Below are 17,344 nucleotides of genomic sequence, written 5' to 3'. Positions count from 1 at the left end.
ATCTTCTCCATCCGATCGCCGCGGCCGGCCCGTGCCGGCCCGCTCTCGGAAGCAGTCCAGCCGGGGGCGCGTCACCCGGCCGTAATCGCAAATGTTGACGGCGCGTTGACACCGCCGCGCGGGACCATGGAGTCATGCGGATTCTGGTGGTCGAGGACGAGCGGCTCCTGGCCGAGACCGTCGCGCAGGGGCTGCGCCGCGACGCGCACGCCGTCGACGTCGTCCACGACGGCGCCGCCGCGCTCGAGCGGCTCGGCGTCAACGACTACGACGTCGTGGTCCTCGACCGCGACCTGCCGGTCGTGCACGGCGACGACGTGTGCCGCGAGCTGGCCCGCCGCGAGTCGGACGCCCGGGTGCTCATGCTCACCGCGGCCGCCGACGTCGACGACCGGGTGGCCGGGCTCGCGCTGGGCGCCGACGACTACCTGCCGAAGCCGTTCGCGTTCCGTGAGCTGGCCGCGCGCGTGGCGGCGCTCGGGCGGCGGGCCCGCCCGGCCGCGCCGCCGGTGCTCGAGCGGGCCGGGATCCGCCTGGATCCGCACCGCCGGGAGGTGTACCGCGACGGCCGCTACGTCCCGCTCTCGCGCAAGGAGTTCGCCGTCCTGGCCGAGCTGCTGCGGGCCGCGGGCGCCGCGGTCTCGGCGGAACAACTGCTGGAGAAGGCGTGGGACGAGCACGCCGACCCGTTCACGCACACCGTGCGCATGACGATTCTGAAGCTGCGCCGCAAGCTCGGCGAACCGGCGGTGGTGCAGACGGAGCCGGGAGTGGGGTACCGCATCGCATGAGGAAGATGACCATCCGGACGCGGCTGACCCTGGTGTACGGCGGCCTGCTCCTGGCCGGGGGGATCCTGCTGCTCGGCATCACGTACGTGCTGGTGTACCAGCGGCTGGGCGACAAGCTCTTCGTCGGCACGCAGATAGGGGCGGCCGAGGTGCCGCCGCCCGGCGAGGCCGGCGCCGCGCTGAGCCGGACGATCACCCAGTTCCAGGGCGAGGTGAAGACCAACGCGCTGGACACGGTGCTCACCCAGGGCGGGATCGCCCTCGCGGTCGTGGTCGTCATCGGGCTCGCGTTCAGCTGGCTCATCGCCGGGCGGCTGCTGCAGCCGCTGCACGTGGTCACCGAGACCGCCCGGCGCATCTCCGGCGCCCCCGACCGCGGCCTGCACGAGCGCATCGCCATGGAGGGGCCGTACGACGAGGTGAAGGAGCTGGCCGACACCTTCGACCTGATGATCGCCCGGCTGGACAAGTCGTTCGACGTGCAGCGGCGCTTCATCGCCAACGCCTCGCACGAGCTGCGCACGCCGCTGACCGTCAACCGCACGCTGCTCGAGGTCACCACCGAGGGGCCCGACGCGTCGCCCGAGCTGCGCCAGCTGGGCCGGACGCTGCTGGCCGTCAACGAGCGGCACGAGCGGCTCATCGACGGGCTGCTGCTGCTCGCCCGCTCGGAGCGGGCGGTCGCCGATGGGTCCTATGTGGACATCGCCGACGTCGTCGTCCACGTCGTCTCGCAGGTGCCGGCGGACAGCGTGGAGGTGACGGCGGCGGCCGAGGAGGCGCCGACGACCGGCAACGCGGTGCTGCTCGAGCGGCTCGTGCACAACCTCGTGGAGAACGGGGTGCGCCACAACGTGGCCTCCGGGGGCTGGGTCCGCGTGGAGAGCGGCACGCGGCACGACGGCGTCTTCGTGAGCGTCAGCAACACCGGGCCGGTCGTCCCGCGGTACGAGATCCCGAATCTCTTCGAGCCCTTCCGGCGGCTCGGCGCGGAGCGACCGGCGGCGCCCGGGGCGGGCCTGGGCCTGTCCATCGTGCGCGCGGTCGCGGCGGCGCACGGGGGCCGCGTGTTCGCCGACCCCCGCGACGGGGGCGGCCTGACCGTGACAGTGATCCTGCCCACCGCCGCAACCAGCGAATTCCCGACATAATCGCGCGCGCGGGTCCGGCAGACTCGTGGGATGTCCGCACCGCCGTCGTCCACCGCCGAGCTGCTCCGCCTCATCGAGTCCGGGGCCCGCGTCAAGTACCTGTTCTTCTGGGGCCATCACCCGCGCCCCGACGGCTCTGCCGGCCCGAGCTGCCTGAGCCAGTGGTGGCCGGCCGCGTTCGAGGTGGACGGCGTCGGGTTCTCCTCGGCCGAGCACTACATGATGTGGCGCAAGGCGATGCTGTTCGGCGACGAGGCCATCGCCGCTCGGGTGCTGAAGGTTTCGCATCCGAACGAGGCCAAGACCCTGGGCCGGCAGATCGCCGGGTTCGACGAGCAGACCTGGGTCCGGGAGCGGTTCGCCATCGTGGTCGAGGGCAACGTCGCGAAGTTCGACGCCCACGACGACCTGCGCGCGTACCTGCTCGGCACCGGCGACCGGGTCCTCGTCGAGGCGAGCCCGATGGACCGCATCTGGGGCATCGGCCTGGCCGCCGGCGACGCGTCCGCGGACGAGCCCGTCCGCTGGCGCGGGCAGAACCTGCTCGGCTTCGCCCTCATGCACGCCCGCCACCGCCTGGCCGGTCGCTCGTGAGCGCCCGCGGCGCCCGCGGGGCCCGTGCCGCCGGTGGTGCCCGCGGCGCCGGTCGTGCCCGCGGTGCTGGAGGTGCTCGCGGCGCCCGCGGCCGCAACCAGGTCGAGCCGCTGCCGGGCTGGATCGCCTGGCCGATCCGCATCCTGGCGGTCATCTTCGTGGTGCCGTTCCAGCTCGCGTGGGAGGCGCTGTCGTTCATCACCCGCCTCATCGGCCGATACGTGCTCATGCCCATCGCCCGCTACGTGCTCAAGCCGATCGCCGAGTACGTGCTGTACCCGGTGCTGTACTACGTGCTCTGGGTCCCGCTGCGGTTCATCTTCGGCACCCTGCTGTGGCGGCCGCTGGCCTGGCTGGGCAAGCACGTCCTGGCGCCGATGTTCGTCGCGTTCTGGCACGGCCTGGTCTGGTTCGTCAAGGCGCTCGGCCCGTTCTGGCGCCTCCTCGGCCGGGTGCTGCTGGAGGCGGCCCGCGCGGTCGTCTTCGTCGTGACCCTGCTCAACCGCTACTTCTTCTACCCGCTCGGCATCGCCATCGCCTGGGCCTGGAACCACTCGGTCGTGCTGCTGTGGCGCTACCTCGTGGTCATCCCGTTCAAGTACCTCGTCGCGATCCCGGTGGCGTGGGTCTGGCGCAACGTGGTGGTCCCGCCGGCCCGGTGGGTCCGCAGAGCGGTCCTCCACCCGATCGCCGAGACCACCCGCCGCGTCCTCGAGAGCCTGGGTCTTCGCTGACGGTTCAGCCGACCAGGACCGGTTCCTCGGCGCGCTCGACCTCGACGCGCGGCAGGAGCCGGTCCAGCCAGCTCGGCAGCCACCAGTTCGCGCGCCCGAGCAGGGCCATCGTGGCCGGAACGAGGACCAGCCGCACGACCGTCGCGTCGACGAGCACCGCGGCCGCCATGCCGACGCCGGTCATCTTCACCGTCACGTCGGGGTCCAGCGCGAAGCCGACGAACACCGCGACCATGATGGCCGCCGCGCTGCTGATGACCCGCCCGGTCGCGGACAGGCCGCGGACCACGCTGCCCTGCGCGTCGCCGGTGGCGAGCCAGTCCTCGCGGACCCGCGAGAGCAGGAACACCTCGTAGTCCATCGACAGTCCGAAGAGGACGGTGAAGAGCAGGATCGGCACCCAGCTCGACACCGGCACCTCGTGCGGCAGGCCGACCGCGCGGGCGCCCGCGTCGGTCTGGAACACCGCGGTCATCACGCCGTACGCCGCCGCGACCGACAGCAGGTTCATCACCGCCGCCTTGAGCGCCACCACCGGCGCCCGGAACAGCACGGTGAGCAGCAGCAGCGACAGCCCGGCGACGAACGCGACGACGATCCACAGCCGATCGGCGAGCCGGTCGGAGATGTCGGCGAACACCGCGACGAGCCCGGTGACGAGCACCCCGTCGGGCAGCACGTCGGCGCGCAGGTGAGCCAGCAACTTGGTGGTCGCCTCGTCCTGCGGCCCGGTCTTGGGCTCGACCGCGATGACCGCGGCATCGCCGTTGACCGCCGGCGGCGCCACGGCGGCGATGCCCGGCTCGGCCCGCAGCCGCGCGACCAGCCCGTCGAGGTCGGTCACCTTGCGCCGGTCGACGGCGAGCAGCAGCGGGCCGTTGGCGCCCGGGCCGAACTCCGAGGCGACGAGGTCGTACGCCTGCCGCGTGGTGTTCGACGCCGGCTGGCTGCCGGCGTCCTGCGGCCAGGTGCGCATACCCAGCATCGGCGCGGCGAGGACCGCGAGGACGGCCAGCGAGCCGAGCGCGGCGAGGATCGGGCGCCGGCCGACGCCGGCGGCCCAGCGCGCGGTGAGGCCCCCGTGCGCGGTGGCCCGCTCCGTGCCGCGGCGCGCCTTGCGGGGCAGCACTCGGTGCCCGGCGAGGCCGCACAGCGCCGGCACGAGCGTGAGCGCGGCGACCATGACGGCGGCGACGGCGGCGAAGGTGGCGTAGCCGAAGGAGGAGTACACCGGCAGCGTCGAGAGCTTCAGGCCGAACAGCGAGACGAGGACGGTCAGCCCGGCCACGACGACCGAGGCGCCGGCGGTGGCGTTGGCGTGCGCGGCCGCCTCCCGCGGCGAGAGCCCCCGCCGCAGCCCCTCGACGTGCCGGGCGACGAGCAGCAGAGCGTAGTCGATGCCGACGCCGAGCCCGACCATGGTGGCGATCGTCGGCGCCGTGCCGCTGATGTCGGTGGCCTTCTCCAGCAGCGCGACGACCGCGGTCGCGATGCCCAGCCCGGCGATCGCGACGACCAGCGGCAGCCCGGCCGCGATCACCGACCCGAGCCCCAGCACGAGGATCAGCAGCGCCACGACGATGCCGACGCCCTCGGCGGTGCCGCTCGGCGCCGAGATGTTCTCGGCGACCTGCCCGCCGAACGCGACCTGCACCCCGTCACGGTTCAGCGGCTCGGCCGCGGCGCGCAGCGCGTCCATGCCCTCGGTGCCGTGGAAGTCGGTGACCGGGATGTCGTACTGCACGCCGATCAGCGCCGTGTCACCGTCGGCCGACAGCCGCGCGGGCGCGACGACGCCGGCGCCGGGCATCCGGCCCAGCCGCTCGCGCAGCGCCTCCAGCGCCGCCGGGTCGAGCGCCTTGTCGGCGTGCACCACGACGCGCGCGTCCGCGCCCGACATCTGCGGGAAGTTGGCCCGCAGGAACTCGGTCCCGGCCTGCGACTGGGTGCCCGGGACGTTGTAGTCGTCGTGCGGCGTTCCCCCGAACACCGTCGACAGTGCCGTGAAGGCGACGAGCGCGATGAGCCACGCGCCGATCGTGCGCCAGGGGTGGGCGGCGGCCGCCCCGCCGAGGCGGCCAAGGAAACGAGCCATGATGTCCTCCAGATTGGTCCTGGGTGACACACTCCCCCGCCGCTCTTACAGCCCACTTGGAGTCCACTAGCCGGGGTCACCGCCGTCGGCTTCCGGCGCTTAAAGCCGCCGCGGGCGCGCTCGCCCTCGTCGCGGCGTGCGCGCTCAGGCGGCCAGCGCCGACTTCGCCGCCGCCAGCCAGTGCGGCGCGTTCCAGCGGGTAGCCACGTCCGCGGCGAGCTGGAAGTGCACCGTCGCCTCCTCCGCGCGCCCCTGCAGCCGGAACAGCTCGCCGAGCGTGAGCGCCACCGGCTGCATCGCGATCGACGTGCTGGAGAAGCCGGCCAGCTGCGTGCGCACCGGCATCAGCGCGTCGATGACCGCCTGGGCGAGGTCGGCGCGGCCGAGCGCGACGACCGCGAGGCCGCGGACGGTGTAGAGGCCGGACTCGAAGTAGTCGGGCCGGATCGGGTACTCCCCGATCGGCACCGCCCGCGCCGCGTCCAGCTGCCCGTCGGCGGCGAGCGCGAACGCGTAGGCGTCGTCGCCGATCGGCCCGAGGCTGTCACGCCCCGCCCGCGCGAGCTCGACGATCCGCCCGGCGCGGCCCTGCGAGATCTCGAGCGTCACGGTGGCCAGGAAGTGGAACGAGTCGGCGTGGATCGAGCCCTGCCGGCGCAACTGCTCCCGGCACTCGTCGTACAGCGCCTGCGCCCGGGCGAAGTCCCCCTCGACATGCGCGAGCGCGGCCTGGTTGGCGAGGTTGATCGCGAACGCCTCGGCCAGGTGGTACGCGCGCGCCAGCGACACCTGCCGGGACACCGCCGCGGCGACGTCGTCCGGGCGGTTGGTGGCCGCGGCGCAGTTGCCGAGGATCTGGTCGGCCATCCAACGGTACGACACGAGCCCGTGCCGCTCGGCCAGCCCCTGCAGCTCGATCGCGATCTGCTCGCGCCGCTCGACGTCGCCGTCGCGGTCGAACGAGAGCGTCCGCGCCCGCGCGGTCAGCGCGAGCGCGAGCAGCCGCGGATCCCCGACGGCCCGCGCGATCTCGAGCGCCTCGATCCCCGCGGCGACGCCGGCCGGATCGCCCTCCCCGTCGAGCTCGTTGTTGAGCGCGTCGAGCAGCCGGCACCGGTCCTCCGGGTCAAGGTCGTCGCGGCGCAGCAGGCCGGAGAGCAGCCCGATGATGCGTTCATCGCGGATGGCGTACTGCCGGATCTGCCACGGCGTCGCGACCGTCCACGCGGTGAACGCGGCGACCAGCAGCTCGTCCCGCCCGGACGCGACCGCCACGTCCACGGCCCGGTCCCGGGTGCGCCGGGCCGCCGCCACCGCCCCCGCGCGGGCCTGCGCGCGCAGCAGCCGCCCCAGCAGGTCGATGAGCATCGCGTCGCGGTCGCCGGGCAGCACTTCCGCGGCCGGCAGCGCGCCCTGGAGGGCCTCGATCGCGGCGTCGTACGCGTACCGGCGCTCGGCCAGCTCCGCCGCCCGCACCGCGTAGTCGACGGCCAGCGCCGCGGTCTCCGAGGACGCCGCGCGGGCGTAGTGGTGGGCCAGCGCCGGATAGTCGTCTGGCCGCAGCCGCCGCGTGCTTGCCGCGACCCGGGCGTGCATGCGGGTCCGGCGCAGTTGGGCGAGGTCGGTGTACATCGTGTCGCGCACCAGCCCGTGCACGAACCGCACGCGCCCGGGCGCCGGCTCGGTCAGCAGCCCCGCGATGAGCCCCGCCTCGAGCGCGTCGAGCACCCCGTTCTCGTCGGTGTCGGCCGCCTCGACCAGCGTCTCGACGTCGGCCTCGCGCCCGACCACGGCGGCGAGCCGCAGTACGGCCACCGCGGGCTGAGGCAGCCGCGACAGCCGCCGCCGCAGGACGTCGCGCACCCCCTCGGGCACCTCGGACGTGGCCACGAGCGCCCCCTCGGAGGCGAGCAGCTGCGCCGACTCCCGCACGTAGAAGGGGTTCCCGCCGGTCCGCTCGGTCAGCGCCGCGACGGTCTCCTCGTCCACCGCCCCGCCCACGAACGCCCTGATCAGCTGCGCGACGTCGGCCCCCGCGAGCCCGTCGAGGGCCACCCGCACCGGCGAGCGCCGCGCGAGCGCCGCCATCGTCGCCGCGAGCCGCTCCCGGTTGTCGGCCGGCCGCAGCGCCCCCACGATGAGCAGCGGCGGCCCGCCCCGCTCGACGAGTTCGGCCACGGCGGCGAGCAGCATGAGCGTCTCCCCGTCGGCGGCGTGCAGGTCGTCGAGCACGATGGCCACCGGCCGATGGTTCTCGGCCGCGCTGCGCAGCCACCCGACGACGGCCCGATGCAGCCGGAACCGCCCGGCGGCGGCGTCCTCGCGCTCCTCGCCGGGGTCCTCCTCGAGCAGGGGCCGCAGCGCCGCGCTGAGCTCCCCCGGCGGCACCTCGGCGGCGAGCCGGCGCAGCGCCTCGACCCACGCCCAGGCCGGCGGGGCGCCCTCGACCTCGGGACAGCGCCCGACGGCGACCAGCCAGCCCTGCGCGGCGAGCTCCTTGCGGAAGCGCCGCAGCAGGCTCGTCTTGCCGACGCCGGCCTCGCCCGTGATCAGTACGACCTGGGGCCGGTCGGCGGCCGCGGCCAGCAGCGCGGCCAGCTCGTCGCTCCGGCCGACAAAGTGGTCGGCGCCTCCGCTGATGGTGTTGCGATCCGAAATGTCAGGCGCTGGCGCGCCCGACATTTCGGATTTATACGATATGCGCGTTTCGCCGGCGGCGGGCGTCGCCTCATGGGACAGGCCCGTTTGGCCACTCCCCGCCCGGACCTCGCCATCCGCGCCACGCGACGCGTCCGAACCTCCACCAATCCCCGCACGCACCGCGGGGTCCACGCCGCCCGACGCACCCTCTCCGCCGATCTCCGCACGGCCCGCAGCATCCGCGCCGCCGGCCCCCGCACGAGCCGCGGCATCCGCGCCGCCGGCCCCCGCACGAGCCGCGGCATCCCCGCCGCCAGTCCCCGCACGAGCCGCAGCATCCGCGCCGCCGGCCCCCGCACGAGCCGCGGCATCCGCGCCGCTGGCCCCCGCACGAGCCGCGGCGTCCGCGCCGCCAGTCCCCGCACGAGCCGCGGCGTCCCCGTTACCAGTCCGCGCACCAGCAGCAGCATCCGCGTTGCGCGACGCGCCCGTGCCGCCGATCCCGGCGACAGGACCACCGCCGGCTTCGGCGCGATCCATGCCCGGGTTACGCCCCGCATCGGCCGAGGAGCCGGCGCCGCGCGGCCCTTGATCATCGTCCCGGCTCGCCGAAGCCGACCATCCGCGCAAATACGAAATATCCGATATGTCGGGCGCGCCAGCGCCCGACATATCGGATCTCGCCGCAGCAATCGACCCGCGGGCGGAACCGGCGGACGGGCCGCCGAGCGCCGGAAGCAGATCCTCGCGGCCCGACAGGATCGCCGACTCCAGGTCCAGCAGCGGGCGGCCCGGGTCAAGGCCCAGCTCCTCGGCCAGCACCGTCCGGGCGCGGCGCAGCGCCGCCAGCGCGTCCGCCTGCCGCCCCGTGCTCCACAACGCCAGGGCCAGCAGCCGCCACGTCTCCTCGCGCAGCGGGGCCTGGCGCGTCAGCAGCTCGGCCTCCGCGACCGCCTCCGCCGCCGCGCCCGTGCGCAGCGCGACGTCCAGCAGCAGTTCGCGGGCGGCGAAGCGGAGCTCCTCCAGGCGCACGGCCTCGGGCTGGGCCCAGGACTCGCCCGCGAACTCCGCGTAGGCGTCGCCGCGCCACAGCCGCAGGGCCGCGCGCAGCTGCGCGACGGCGCGGCGGGGGTCGTCCCGGGAGGCGGCTCGCGCGTCGGCCAGGAGCTGCTCGAAGCGCCACGCGTCCACGGCGTCGGACGGTAGGCGGATCGCGTAGCCGGGCGGGGCGCTCACCAGCAGGCGCGCGGGGGCGCGGCGTTCGCGGTCGGGTTCGAGGAAGCGGCGGAGGTTGGAGACGTACACCTGCAGGGACGCGATGGCCCGGGGCGGGGGCTCGCCGCGCCACAGATCGTCGATCATCCGGTCGACGGAGACCACGTCGCCGCGGGCGGCGAGGAGTCGGGCGAGCACGGCGCGCTGGCGGCGGCCGCCGATGTCCACCGGCCCGTCGCGTCCTACCTCGGCCTCGAAGGGCCCGAGCACCCGCATCAGCATGACGCGCGCCATCGTAACCGCCGACAAGCCGGCTCCAAGACCGCTACAAGACAGTCCGGCGACCGTAAAGCATCCGATCGCCTTGTTAAGGAGCTGCCGATATGACCGCCACCGTTGAGCGCCCGTGGGTGCAGGAGATGGTCGTCGTCCACCGCGTCTTCCGGCGGGAGTCGCGCAACCTGCCCGATCTCGTCGCCGCCGCCCGGGTCGGGGACACCGCGCGGGCCGTACTGCTGGCCGGGCTCGCCCGGGAGTACATCGAGGGGCTGCACCACCACCACACCGCCGAGGACGAGCTGCTGTGGCCCAAGCTGCTCGCCCGCGTCGACCTCGACGCCGAGCTCGTGCTGCGCATGGAGCAGCAGCACCACGTCGTGGCCGAGGGGCTGGAGGAGGTCGAGCGGCGGCTCACCGCCTGGGAGCGCACGGCCGGCGCGGCCGAGCGGGACGCCCTCGCCGACGCGCTGCGCCGGCACCGCGAGGACCTGCTGATCCACCTCGACGAGGAGGAGCGGCACATCCTGCCGCTGGTCTACGAGCACATCACCGTCAAGGAGTGGGCCGCGCTCGGCGAGTCGGGCATGGAAAAGACGCCGAAGGACAAGCTGCTGTTCCTGCTCGGCGCGCTGCTGGAGGACGCCACGCCGGAGGAGACGGCCCGCTTCCTGTCGCCGCTGCCGCTGCCGGCCCGCCTGCTGTGGTACACCGTCGGCAAGCGCGCCTACGCCAAGCGGATGCGCAAGGTGCGGACCATCTAGTTGGACGCGTAGCCGGGCAGGTCGCTCGTGCCGTCGGCGGTCTCGATGCGGTCGACGTGGCCGTCGTAGTCGTCGTCGTGGTAGATCAGGTCGATCTTGCCGTCGTGGTCCTGGTCGTACGCCACCTCGTCGACGATCCCGTCGTGGTTGGTGTCCCACATCGCCACGTCGGCGCGCCCGTCGTGGTCGGTGTCGGCGAGCAGCATGTCGGCGCGCCCGTCGCCGTCGGAGTCGTATCCGACGGTCTCGGCGTCGCCGGCCATGCCGCCCGCCGACGGCGCGTCGTCCTCGCCGGCGGCGTGCAGGCCGGCGTGCCCGTACGACTCGGGGGTCAGCGGGCCGTGGCCGAACACCGCCTGCGGGTCGGCATAATCGTCCGGATTGAGGTCGAAATGGTAGTCGTCGGACTGCAGGCCCCAATCGGTCATGGTGTCAGCTTTGCAGCAGTACCGACCGATCCGCCACCCGGCCGCTCGGCGCTCAGGGTGGCCCGGCGCATGCCGTAGGCGAAGTACATCACCAGCCCAATCACCATCCACACGACGAACCGCACCCAGGTGACGACCGGCAGGTTCAGCATCAGCCAGACGCTCGCCAGCACACTCAGGGCCGGCAGCCACGGCACCAGCGGCGCCCGGAACGCCCGGGGCAGGTCCGGGTGGGTGCGCCGGAGCACGATCACGCCGAGCGAGACCACCACGAACGCGAACAGCGTGCCGATGCTCGTCAGCTCCGAGAGCTCCGACAGCGGCACGAACGCGGCCAGGACCATCACCACGGCGCCGGTGATCGTCGACATCACCCACGGCGTACCGAAGCGGGGATGGACCTTCGCCAGCACCGGCGGAAGCAGGCCGTCGCGGGCCATCGCGAACGAGACGCGGGCCTGGCCCAGCAGCAGCACCAGGATCACCGAGGTGATGCCGCAGACCGCGCCGAGCGAGATCAGGTCGGCCGCCCAGCCCTGCCCGACCAGGTCGAACGCCTTGGCCAGCGGGGCGGCGGTGTCCAGGTCGCCGTAGTGGACCATGCCGGTGACCACGAACGACACGCCCATGTACAGCACCGCGCAGATCACCAGCGAGCCGATGATGCCGACGGGCACGTCGCGCTGCGGGCGGCGGGTCTCCTCGGCGGTGGTGGCGACGACGTCGAAGCCGATGTACGCGAAGAACACGATCGAGGCGGCCGCGACGATGCCGAACCAGCCGAAGTGCTGCGGCGTGATGCCGGCGAGCACCTGCAGCAGGGGCGCGTCGCCGCCGGACTCCTTCGCCGCGGCCTTCGCCGGCGGGATGAACGGGGTGTAGTTCGCCGCCTTGATGAAGAACAGGCCCAGGCCGATGACGAACAGCACGACCGCCACTTTGATGATCACCAGCGCGCCGGTCACGCGGCCGGAGAGCTTGGCGCCGAGGATGGCCACGATCGTCAGGGCCACGACGATGAACGCGGCGCCGAAGTCCGGGCGGGCCTTGTCGCCGGCCAGCCAGGACGGCAGGTCGAAGAGCTCCTGCAGGTACGCCGACCAGCCCCGCGACACCACCGCCGCGCCCAGCGCCAGCTCCAGGCACAGGTCCCACCCGATGATCCAGGCGACGAACTGGCCCAGGGTGGCATAGGAGAAGGTGTACGCCGAGCCGGCGACCGGCACCGTGGAGGCGAACTCCGCGTAGCACAGCGCGGCCAGGGCACACACGGCGCCGGCCAGGGCGAACGACAGCACGATGGCGGGGCCGGCGTTGCGCGCCGCCTGCTGTCCGGTGAGCACGAAGATGCCCGTGCCGATGATCACCCCGACGCCGAAGACGGTCAGGTCGAAGGCGGAGAGGTTCTTGCGCAGCTTGTGGCCGGGTTCGTCGGTGTCGCGCATCGACTGTTCGACCGATTTGGTGCGAAATAGCGACGACATTTCAGGGACATGCCCGAAGGATCGCGAAGCTACACGTCGCCGGCTCTCTGGAGTACCATTAAATCTATCGGTTAAATAGGAATTTGACGAAGGGGCGACGGCCGATGGGACACTCGGAGGTGACCGTCGTGGTGGGCGGCGGCTGTAGCGGGGCGCTGGCGGCGATCCACCTGCGCGCGGAGGCGGCGCGCGAGGTGGTCATCGTCGATCCGGCGCCGTTCCACGAGCTCGGGCGGGGCGCGGCGTATCGCACGAAGGACCCCGCCCACCTGCTGAACTCGCGCGCGGCGGCGATGAGCGCGCTGGCCGGAGAGCCCGCCGACTTCGTCGACTGGTGCCGCGACCAGGGCCTGCCCGTCGGGCCGGCCGACTTCGCGCCCCGGACCGTCTACGGCGACTATCTGCATGACCGCCTGCGCCGGGTGAGCTTCGCCCACGTCCGCGCGGGCGCGGCCCGGGTGCGCGCCGACGGCACCGTCCTGCTGCGCGGCGGCGGTTCGGTCCCGGCCGACCGGGTCGTGCTAGCCGTCGGCCACGGCGCGCCGGCCGGGCCGCTGGCGATCACCTCCGCGGTGCGGACCCACCCCTACTACGTCGCCAACCCGTGGAGCCCGGGCGCGCTGGAGCGGGTGCCGGCCGACCGGCCGGTGCTGCTCATCGGCACCGGGCTGACCGCGGTCGACGTCGCCATCACCCTCGCCGGGCGAGGCCGCCGCGCGCCGCTGGTCGCCGTCTCCCGCCGCGGGCTGCTCCCCCAGGCCCACCTCGCGGGCCCGCCGGCCGGCGCGGCCGGGTTCGCCTACCACGGCGGCGACGCGGCCGGGCTGCTGCGGGCCGTGCGCCGCTTCGCCGCCGCGCAGCCGGACTGGCGATCCGCCGTCGACGCGCTCCGGCCCCAGCTGGACGAGCTGTGGTGGCAGCTGTCGGTGGACGCCCGGCGGCGGGTGCTGCGCCACGCCCGGGCGCACTGGGAGGTGCACCGCCACCGCATGGCGCCGGCCGTCGCGGCCACGGTGGGCGAACTGCGCCGCGGCGGCGCGCTGACGCTGCGCTCGGGCCACATCCGGGCGATCCGCCGCAGCGAGCAGGGCTTCGCGGTCACCATCGACGAGACCACCGCGCCCTACGGCGCGATCGTCAACTGCACGGGCCCGACCGGCGCGGCCGCCGGGCCGCTCGGCCGGGCGCTGCTCGACGACGGGCTGGCCCGCCGCGACGCCACCGGCATCGGCCTGGACGTCGACGGGCGCGGGCGGCTCATCGACCGCGGGGGCGAGCCGGTCGACTGGCTCTTCGCGGTCGGCCCGGTCCGGCGCGGCGCCTGGTGGGAGACGACCGCGGTGCCGGAGATCCGGGCCCAGGCCGGCGCGCTAGGCCGCCACCTGCTTGAGGGTCATGACGTGCTCCACCAGCGCGATCAGCACGTCCTTGGCCGACCGGCGGTCGCGGGCGTCGCACAACACGACCGGCACGTCGGGGTCGAGGTCGAGGGCCTTGGAGATCTGCTTGGCGCTGTGCTTCTGCACGCCGTCGAAGCAGTTCACGGCGACCAGGAACGGGGTGCTGCGCCGCTCGAAGTAGTCCACCGACGGGAAGCAGTCGTTGAGGCGGCGGGTGTCGGCCAGCACGACGGCGCCGAGCGCGCCCAGGGCCAGCTCGTCCCACAGGAACCAGAAGCGGTCCTGGCCCGGCGTACCGAAGAGGTAGAGCACGATGTCCTGGTTGATGCTGATCCGGCCGAAGTCCATGGCGACGGTCGTCGTGCGCTTGCCCTCGACCCCGTGGACGTCGTCGATGCCGACGCCCGCGTTGGTGAGGACCTCCTCCGTCTGCAGGGGTCGGATTTCGCTCACCGCGCTGACGAGCGTGGTCTTGCCGACGCCGAACCCACCCGCGACGAGGATCTTCACCGCGAGGGGAACGTGACCGTCAGAGCGCTCGGAGGCCATTGACAACCGCCTTGAGGATGCGATCGTCGGGCCGCTGCGGCCCGACGGACTGGTCGTACTCCGGTTCGTGCATCTCGATGAGCCCCTGCTGGAGCAGGTCGCCCAGCAGCACGCGCACAACGCCGAGCGCGAGATCGAGGTGGGAGGCGAGCTCGGCGACCGACACCGGCTCGCTGGTGCGCGCCAGGATCGCGCGCTGCTCGGGCAGCAGGTGCTGCTCGCCCGAGCCGTCGACCCGGCTCACCACGAAGGCGACCAGGTCGAAGGCGCCGGCGGCCGGCCTGGCGCGCCCGCCCGTCACGGCGTACGGGCGCACCACCGGGCCGGCGTCGGAGTCCAGCCAGTCGTGTTCACCCTGCGGCATCGTGTGAGGGGCCCGGTCGCGACGGTGCGGTGAGGTACTGCCCGACCCTGGTCACCAGCATCGCCATCTCGTAGGCGATCACGCCGATGTCGGAGTCGGCGGCGCTGAGCACCGCCAGACACGCGCCCTGTCCGGCGGCGGTGACGAACAGGAACGAGTTGTCCATCTCCACGATGGTCTGGCGGACCGCGCCGCCGTTGAACTGCCGGCCCGCGCTGCGGGCCAGGCTCTGGAATCCGGATGCGACCGCCGAGAGGTGCTCGGCGTCGTCGCGCCCCAGCCCGCTGGACGCGCCCATGAGCAGCCCGTCGGCGGAGAGCACCACGGCGTGCTGCGCCGACTCGACCCGCTCGACGAGATCGTCGAGGAGCCAGTCGAGCTTGCCGGTGCGGCTCGTCGAGTGCGTCACCTCTATGCGTCCCTTTCCGGTTCGTTGGTCGGCCCGCCGAGCTCGATGTCGATCTGCCCGGCGTCGCGGCGGCCCCGGGTGAACCCGGCCTGCAGCGAGGTCATCATGGCCTTGGTCTGCTCGGGCGAGCGCCCACCGACGCCGGTGGCGGCGAACTGGGCGGCGGGGATGCCGTCCACGGTCATCTCCTCCTCGGGCCGCTCGCGCAGCTGCGGCGCGAGGCTGGCCTGGCGGCGCCGCCGCGGCAGCCCGTCGTCGGTCAGTTCCAGCTCCACCACCACCGCCGCCTCCTCCACCACCGGCTCCCGGGGGGCGGGGACGGCGGGCGGCGGGGTCACGGCAATGTGGTTGGCGGCCCCGACGTCGGTCAGCGTCGGGCGAATCACGTCCGCCGGGTCCAGCTCCAGGACCGCTTCCGCGGCGGCCTGCTGCTCCTCGGCCGGGGTCGGCGCGGTCAGCTCGTGCGTCGCGGCGGTGATGAGGTGCGGCGGGACGAGCACGACCGCGGTGATGCCGCCGTAGGCCGAGGCGCGCAGCGTCACCCGCACCCCGTGCCGCGCGGCGAGCAGCGCCACGACGAACAGGCCCAGCCGGGCGCTGTTGGCCGGGTCGAAGTCGGGCGGCTGCAGCAGCCGCTGGTTGGCCTCGTCGATCGCCTCCGGGGCCATGCCCAGGCCGCGGTCCTCGATCTCGATCGCGTACCCGTTGGGCACGAGCTGCCCGCTGATCTGCACCCGGGTGTGCGGCGGGGAGAACGTGGTGGCGTTCTCGATGACCTCGGCCAGCAGGTGGATCACGTCGGCGACGGCCCGCCCGACGAGCGACGCCTCGGGCAGGGCGAGGAACCCGACCCGCGAGTAGTCCTCGACCTCGGAGACCGCGCCGCGGATCACGTCGACCATCGGCACCGGGTTGCGCCAGCCGCGGCCGGGCGCGGCGCCGGCCAGGATGACCAGGTCCTCGGCGTGGCGGCGCATGCGGGTGGCGAGGTGGTCGACGCGGAAGAGGTCCTCGAGCTCGTCCGGGTCGGTCGTGCGCCGCTCCATGCGGTCGAGCAGGCCGAGCTGGCGGTGCAGCAGCGTCTGGCTGCGCCGCGCGATGTTGAGGAAGACCTCGTTGAGGCCCTGCCGCAGCTGCGCCTCGTGCGCGGCGGACTGCACGGCGGTGCGCTGGACGGCGCTGAAGGCGTTGCCCACCTTGCCGATCTCGTCCGTGCCGTACTCCAGCGGCGGCGCCGCCGCCACCACGTCGATCTTCTCGCCCTGTCGCAGCCGGGCGACGAGCTCGGGCAGCCGCACGTCGGCGAGGTTCTGCGCGTCCTGGCGCAGGCCGACCAGGCGCCGGATGAGCGAGCGGCCGATCCGGATCGACAGCAGGATCGAGACGAGCACCGCGATGAGGCCGAGGATGCCGGCGGCGACCACGCGCAGCACGATCGCGGTGCCGACCGGCCCGGCGTTGGCAACGATGACCTCGCCGAAGCGCAGGTCGAAGTCGCGCAGCTGCTCGAACAGCTTGTCGTAGGCGTCGCGCCAGGCGTTGACGTCGATCGGCAGCGCCACGCCGGCCCGGGCGTCCGACATGATCTTGTTTTCGAGCTCCTGGACCCGCCGGTAGGAGTCGCTGGCCGCGATCGGCTGCCAGAGCGTCACGCCGTCCGCCGGCAGCTCGACGACCGCGCTTGCGTAGAGGTCGCGCTTGGTGCCGATGGTGGCGATGAGGTCGGCGCTCTCGGTCTTCTGGAACTTGCCGGCCGCGGCGGTCCCGTTGATCAGCGCGTCCTCGCGGGCGAGCATCTCGCGGCCGCGGCTGGTGGCGATGACCGTGCGGGCGTTGCGGGTGAGGGCGGCGTCGCTGATGCCGGGCAGGGAGTTGTACCACCGGTAGATCGCGTCGATCGGGCGGTTGTACGCCTCCATGGCCCCGGCCCGGTCCATCTGCCCGAGCGAGATCGCCTGCCGCTCGTTGGTGAGCCGGTCGAACGCGGCGACGACCTCGGTGAGCCGGCCGCGGGCGACCTCGGGGATCGCGTCCTGCAGGTCGGAGTCGGCGGCGCGGCGGCGGAAGTCGGCGAGCACCCCGTCGACCTTGCCCCGCTGGTCGTTGAGCGCCGTGGTCTCCGGCCGGCCCTCCTGGCGTCCGGTGGCCAGGAACACCTGCGTCAGCGTGCGCTCGCGCTGCAGCTCGACGATGACGTTCTCCGACGGCTTGCCGCTCAGCGCGTAGTACGTCTGGCTGTTGAACAGCTCGGCGGCGTCACCGGCGGTCAGCGTCGTCGCGAACACCCACATCACGACGAGCGAGGCCAGGGGCGGCAGCAGCAGCGTGATGATCTTCGCGCGGATCGACCACGTGCGGATTCTCCACGAAGGGCTCTTCATGCGGTCGGTTCCTCGCAGGGGTCGCGGGGCAGCGGAGGGGTGGCGCCTCGGGCATGATACGGACAGGAA

Annotated in this window: 13 protein-coding genes and 1 pseudogene; 6 read left to right on the top strand and 8 right to left on the bottom strand. The window is 73.6% G+C overall.

The features are described from left to right. Positions 1-134 precede the first annotated feature (134 nt). The 4 genes from ACQEVU_RS00580 to ACQEVU_RS00565 are packed head-to-tail and all read left to right on the top strand — an operon-like array spanning position 135 to position 3,270. Positions 135-791 carry a response regulator transcription factor gene (locus ACQEVU_RS00580; protein ID WP_433318843.1) on the top strand — a complete coding sequence of 219 codons (657 nt, stop codon included), beginning with the start codon at positions 135-137 and terminating at the stop codon, positions 789-791. After that, positions 788-1,942 (top strand): sensor histidine kinase, encoded by a 1,155-nt coding sequence (locus ACQEVU_RS00575; RefSeq protein ID WP_433318840.1) that lies wholly within the window; start codon positions 788-790, stop codon positions 1,940-1,942. The genes ACQEVU_RS00580 and ACQEVU_RS00575 overlap by 4 nt, the downstream gene beginning before the upstream one ends. A gap of 30 nt (positions 1,943-1,972) precedes the next feature. Further along, positions 1,973-2,536, top strand: a complete 564-nt coding sequence (locus ACQEVU_RS00570; RefSeq protein WP_433318837.1) for an NADAR family protein — start codon at positions 1,973-1,975, stop codon at positions 2,534-2,536. Further along, entirely contained in the window at positions 2,533-3,270 is a 738-nt protein-coding gene (locus ACQEVU_RS00565) for a hypothetical protein (protein ID WP_433318834.1), read from the top strand. The genes ACQEVU_RS00570 and ACQEVU_RS00565 overlap by 4 nt, the downstream gene beginning before the upstream one ends. 4 nt (positions 3,271-3,274) lie before the next feature. Here the strand turns inward: ACQEVU_RS00565 and ACQEVU_RS00560 are convergent, their stop codons facing one another. Next, positions 3,275-5,365 carry an MMPL family transporter gene (locus tag ACQEVU_RS00560; protein WP_433318831.1) on the bottom strand — a complete coding sequence of 697 codons (2,091 nt, stop codon included), beginning with the start codon at positions 5,363-5,365 and terminating at the stop codon, positions 3,275-3,277. A 144-nt stretch (positions 5,366-5,509) separates the two neighbouring features. Then, positions 5,510-9,502 (bottom strand): BTAD domain-containing putative transcriptional regulator, encoded by a 3,993-nt coding sequence (locus tag ACQEVU_RS00555; RefSeq protein WP_433318828.1) that lies wholly within the window; start codon positions 9,500-9,502, stop codon positions 5,510-5,512. 101 nt (positions 9,503-9,603) lie between these two features. Here ACQEVU_RS00555 and ACQEVU_RS00550 point away from each other — a divergent pair, with 101 nt between their 5' ends. After that, the gene (locus ACQEVU_RS00550) at positions 9,604-10,260 is read left to right on the top strand and encodes a hemerythrin domain-containing protein (RefSeq protein ID WP_433318826.1); all 657 of its coding nucleotides are present in this window, start codon (positions 9,604-9,606) and stop codon (positions 10,258-10,260) included. On the opposite strand, the gene ACQEVU_RS00545 is transcribed toward ACQEVU_RS00550, so the two are convergent. Next, positions 10,257-10,688: a hypothetical protein gene (locus tag ACQEVU_RS00545; RefSeq protein ID WP_433318823.1), complete on the bottom strand. Its 432-nt coding sequence runs from the start codon at positions 10,686-10,688 to the stop codon at positions 10,257-10,259. The genes ACQEVU_RS00550 and ACQEVU_RS00545 overlap by 4 nt on opposite strands. Further along, the gene (locus ACQEVU_RS00540; RefSeq protein WP_433318820.1) at positions 10,685-12,133 is read right to left on the bottom strand and encodes an amino acid permease; all 1,449 of its coding nucleotides are present in this window, start codon (positions 12,131-12,133) and stop codon (positions 10,685-10,687) included. The genes ACQEVU_RS00545 and ACQEVU_RS00540 overlap by 4 nt, the downstream gene beginning before the upstream one ends. Before the next feature lie 143 nt (positions 12,134-12,276). Here ACQEVU_RS00540 and ACQEVU_RS00535 point away from each other — a divergent pair. Next, positions 12,277-12,906 (top strand): annotated as a pseudogene (locus tag ACQEVU_RS00535) (FAD/NAD(P)-binding protein); the annotation flags it as partial. A 636-nt stretch (positions 12,907-13,542) separates the two neighbouring features. Here the strand turns inward: ACQEVU_RS00535 and ACQEVU_RS00530 are convergent. The 4 genes from ACQEVU_RS00530 to ACQEVU_RS00515 are packed head-to-tail and all read right to left on the bottom strand — an operon-like array spanning position 13,543 to position 17,275. Further along, the gene (locus tag ACQEVU_RS00530) at positions 13,543-14,121 is read right to left on the bottom strand and encodes a GTP-binding protein (RefSeq protein ID WP_433334730.1); all 579 of its coding nucleotides are present in this window, start codon (positions 14,119-14,121) and stop codon (positions 13,543-13,545) included. Continuing rightward, positions 14,102-14,485, bottom strand: coding sequence for a DUF742 domain-containing protein (locus ACQEVU_RS00525; protein WP_433318817.1), 384 nt, complete (start codon positions 14,483-14,485; stop codon positions 14,102-14,104). The genes ACQEVU_RS00530 and ACQEVU_RS00525 overlap by 20 nt, the downstream gene beginning before the upstream one ends. Beyond that, on the bottom strand, positions 14,472-14,894 hold the full coding sequence (locus ACQEVU_RS00520) for a roadblock/LC7 domain-containing protein (RefSeq protein ID WP_433318814.1): 423 nt from the start codon (positions 14,892-14,894) through the stop codon (positions 14,472-14,474). Before ACQEVU_RS00520 ends, ACQEVU_RS00525 begins: the two co-directional genes overlap by 14 nt. A gap of 2 nt (positions 14,895-14,896) precedes the next feature. Next, positions 14,897-17,275: a sensor histidine kinase gene (locus ACQEVU_RS00515; RefSeq protein WP_433318811.1), complete on the bottom strand. Its 2,379-nt coding sequence runs from the start codon at positions 17,273-17,275 to the stop codon at positions 14,897-14,899. Positions 17,276-17,344 lie beyond the last annotated feature (69 nt).

Source organism: Dactylosporangium sp. CA-139066 (genome assembly GCF_050936175.1).
In the GTDB taxonomy this organism is placed as follows: Bacteria; Actinomycetota; Actinomycetes; order Mycobacteriales; family Micromonosporaceae; genus Dactylosporangium.
Note: the sequence above shows the minus strand (reverse complement) of the source record. Positions and strands in the feature narration are given on the sequence as shown.

Coding starts and splice junctions, on each gene's coding strand:
- ACQEVU_RS00550 (WP_433318826.1), top strand. CDS start 9,604: ATGACCGCCACCGTTGAGCGCCCGTGGGTGCAGGAGATGGTCGTCGTC.
- ACQEVU_RS00580 (WP_433318843.1), top strand. CDS start 135: ATGCGGATTCTGGTGGTCGAGGACGAGCGGCTCCTGGCCGAGACCGTC.
- ACQEVU_RS00560 (WP_433318831.1), bottom strand. CDS start 5,365: ATGGCTCGTTTCCTTGGCCGCCTCGGCGGGGCGGCCGCCGCCCACCCC.
- ACQEVU_RS00540 (WP_433318820.1), bottom strand. CDS start 12,133: ATGCGCGACACCGACGAACCCGGCCACAAGCTGCGCAAGAACCTCTCC.
- ACQEVU_RS00525 (WP_433318817.1), bottom strand. CDS start 14,485: ATGCCGCAGGGTGAACACGACTGGCTGGACTCCGACGCCGGCCCGGTG.
- ACQEVU_RS00570 (WP_433318837.1), top strand. CDS start 1,973: ATGTCCGCACCGCCGTCGTCCACCGCCGAGCTGCTCCGCCTCATCGAG.
- ACQEVU_RS00575 (WP_433318840.1), top strand. CDS start 788: ATGAGGAAGATGACCATCCGGACGCGGCTGACCCTGGTGTACGGCGGC.
- ACQEVU_RS00555 (WP_433318828.1), bottom strand. CDS start 9,502: ATGCTGATGCGGGTGCTCGGGCCCTTCGAGGCCGAGGTAGGACGCGAC.
- ACQEVU_RS00515 (WP_433318811.1), bottom strand. CDS start 17,275: ATGAAGAGCCCTTCGTGGAGAATCCGCACGTGGTCGATCCGCGCGAAG.
- ACQEVU_RS00530 (WP_433334730.1), bottom strand. CDS start 14,121: ATGGCCTCCGAGCGCTCTGACGGTCACGTTCCCCTCGCGGTGAAGATC.
- ACQEVU_RS00545 (WP_433318823.1), bottom strand. CDS start 10,688: ATGACCGATTGGGGCCTGCAGTCCGACGACTACCATTTCGACCTCAAT.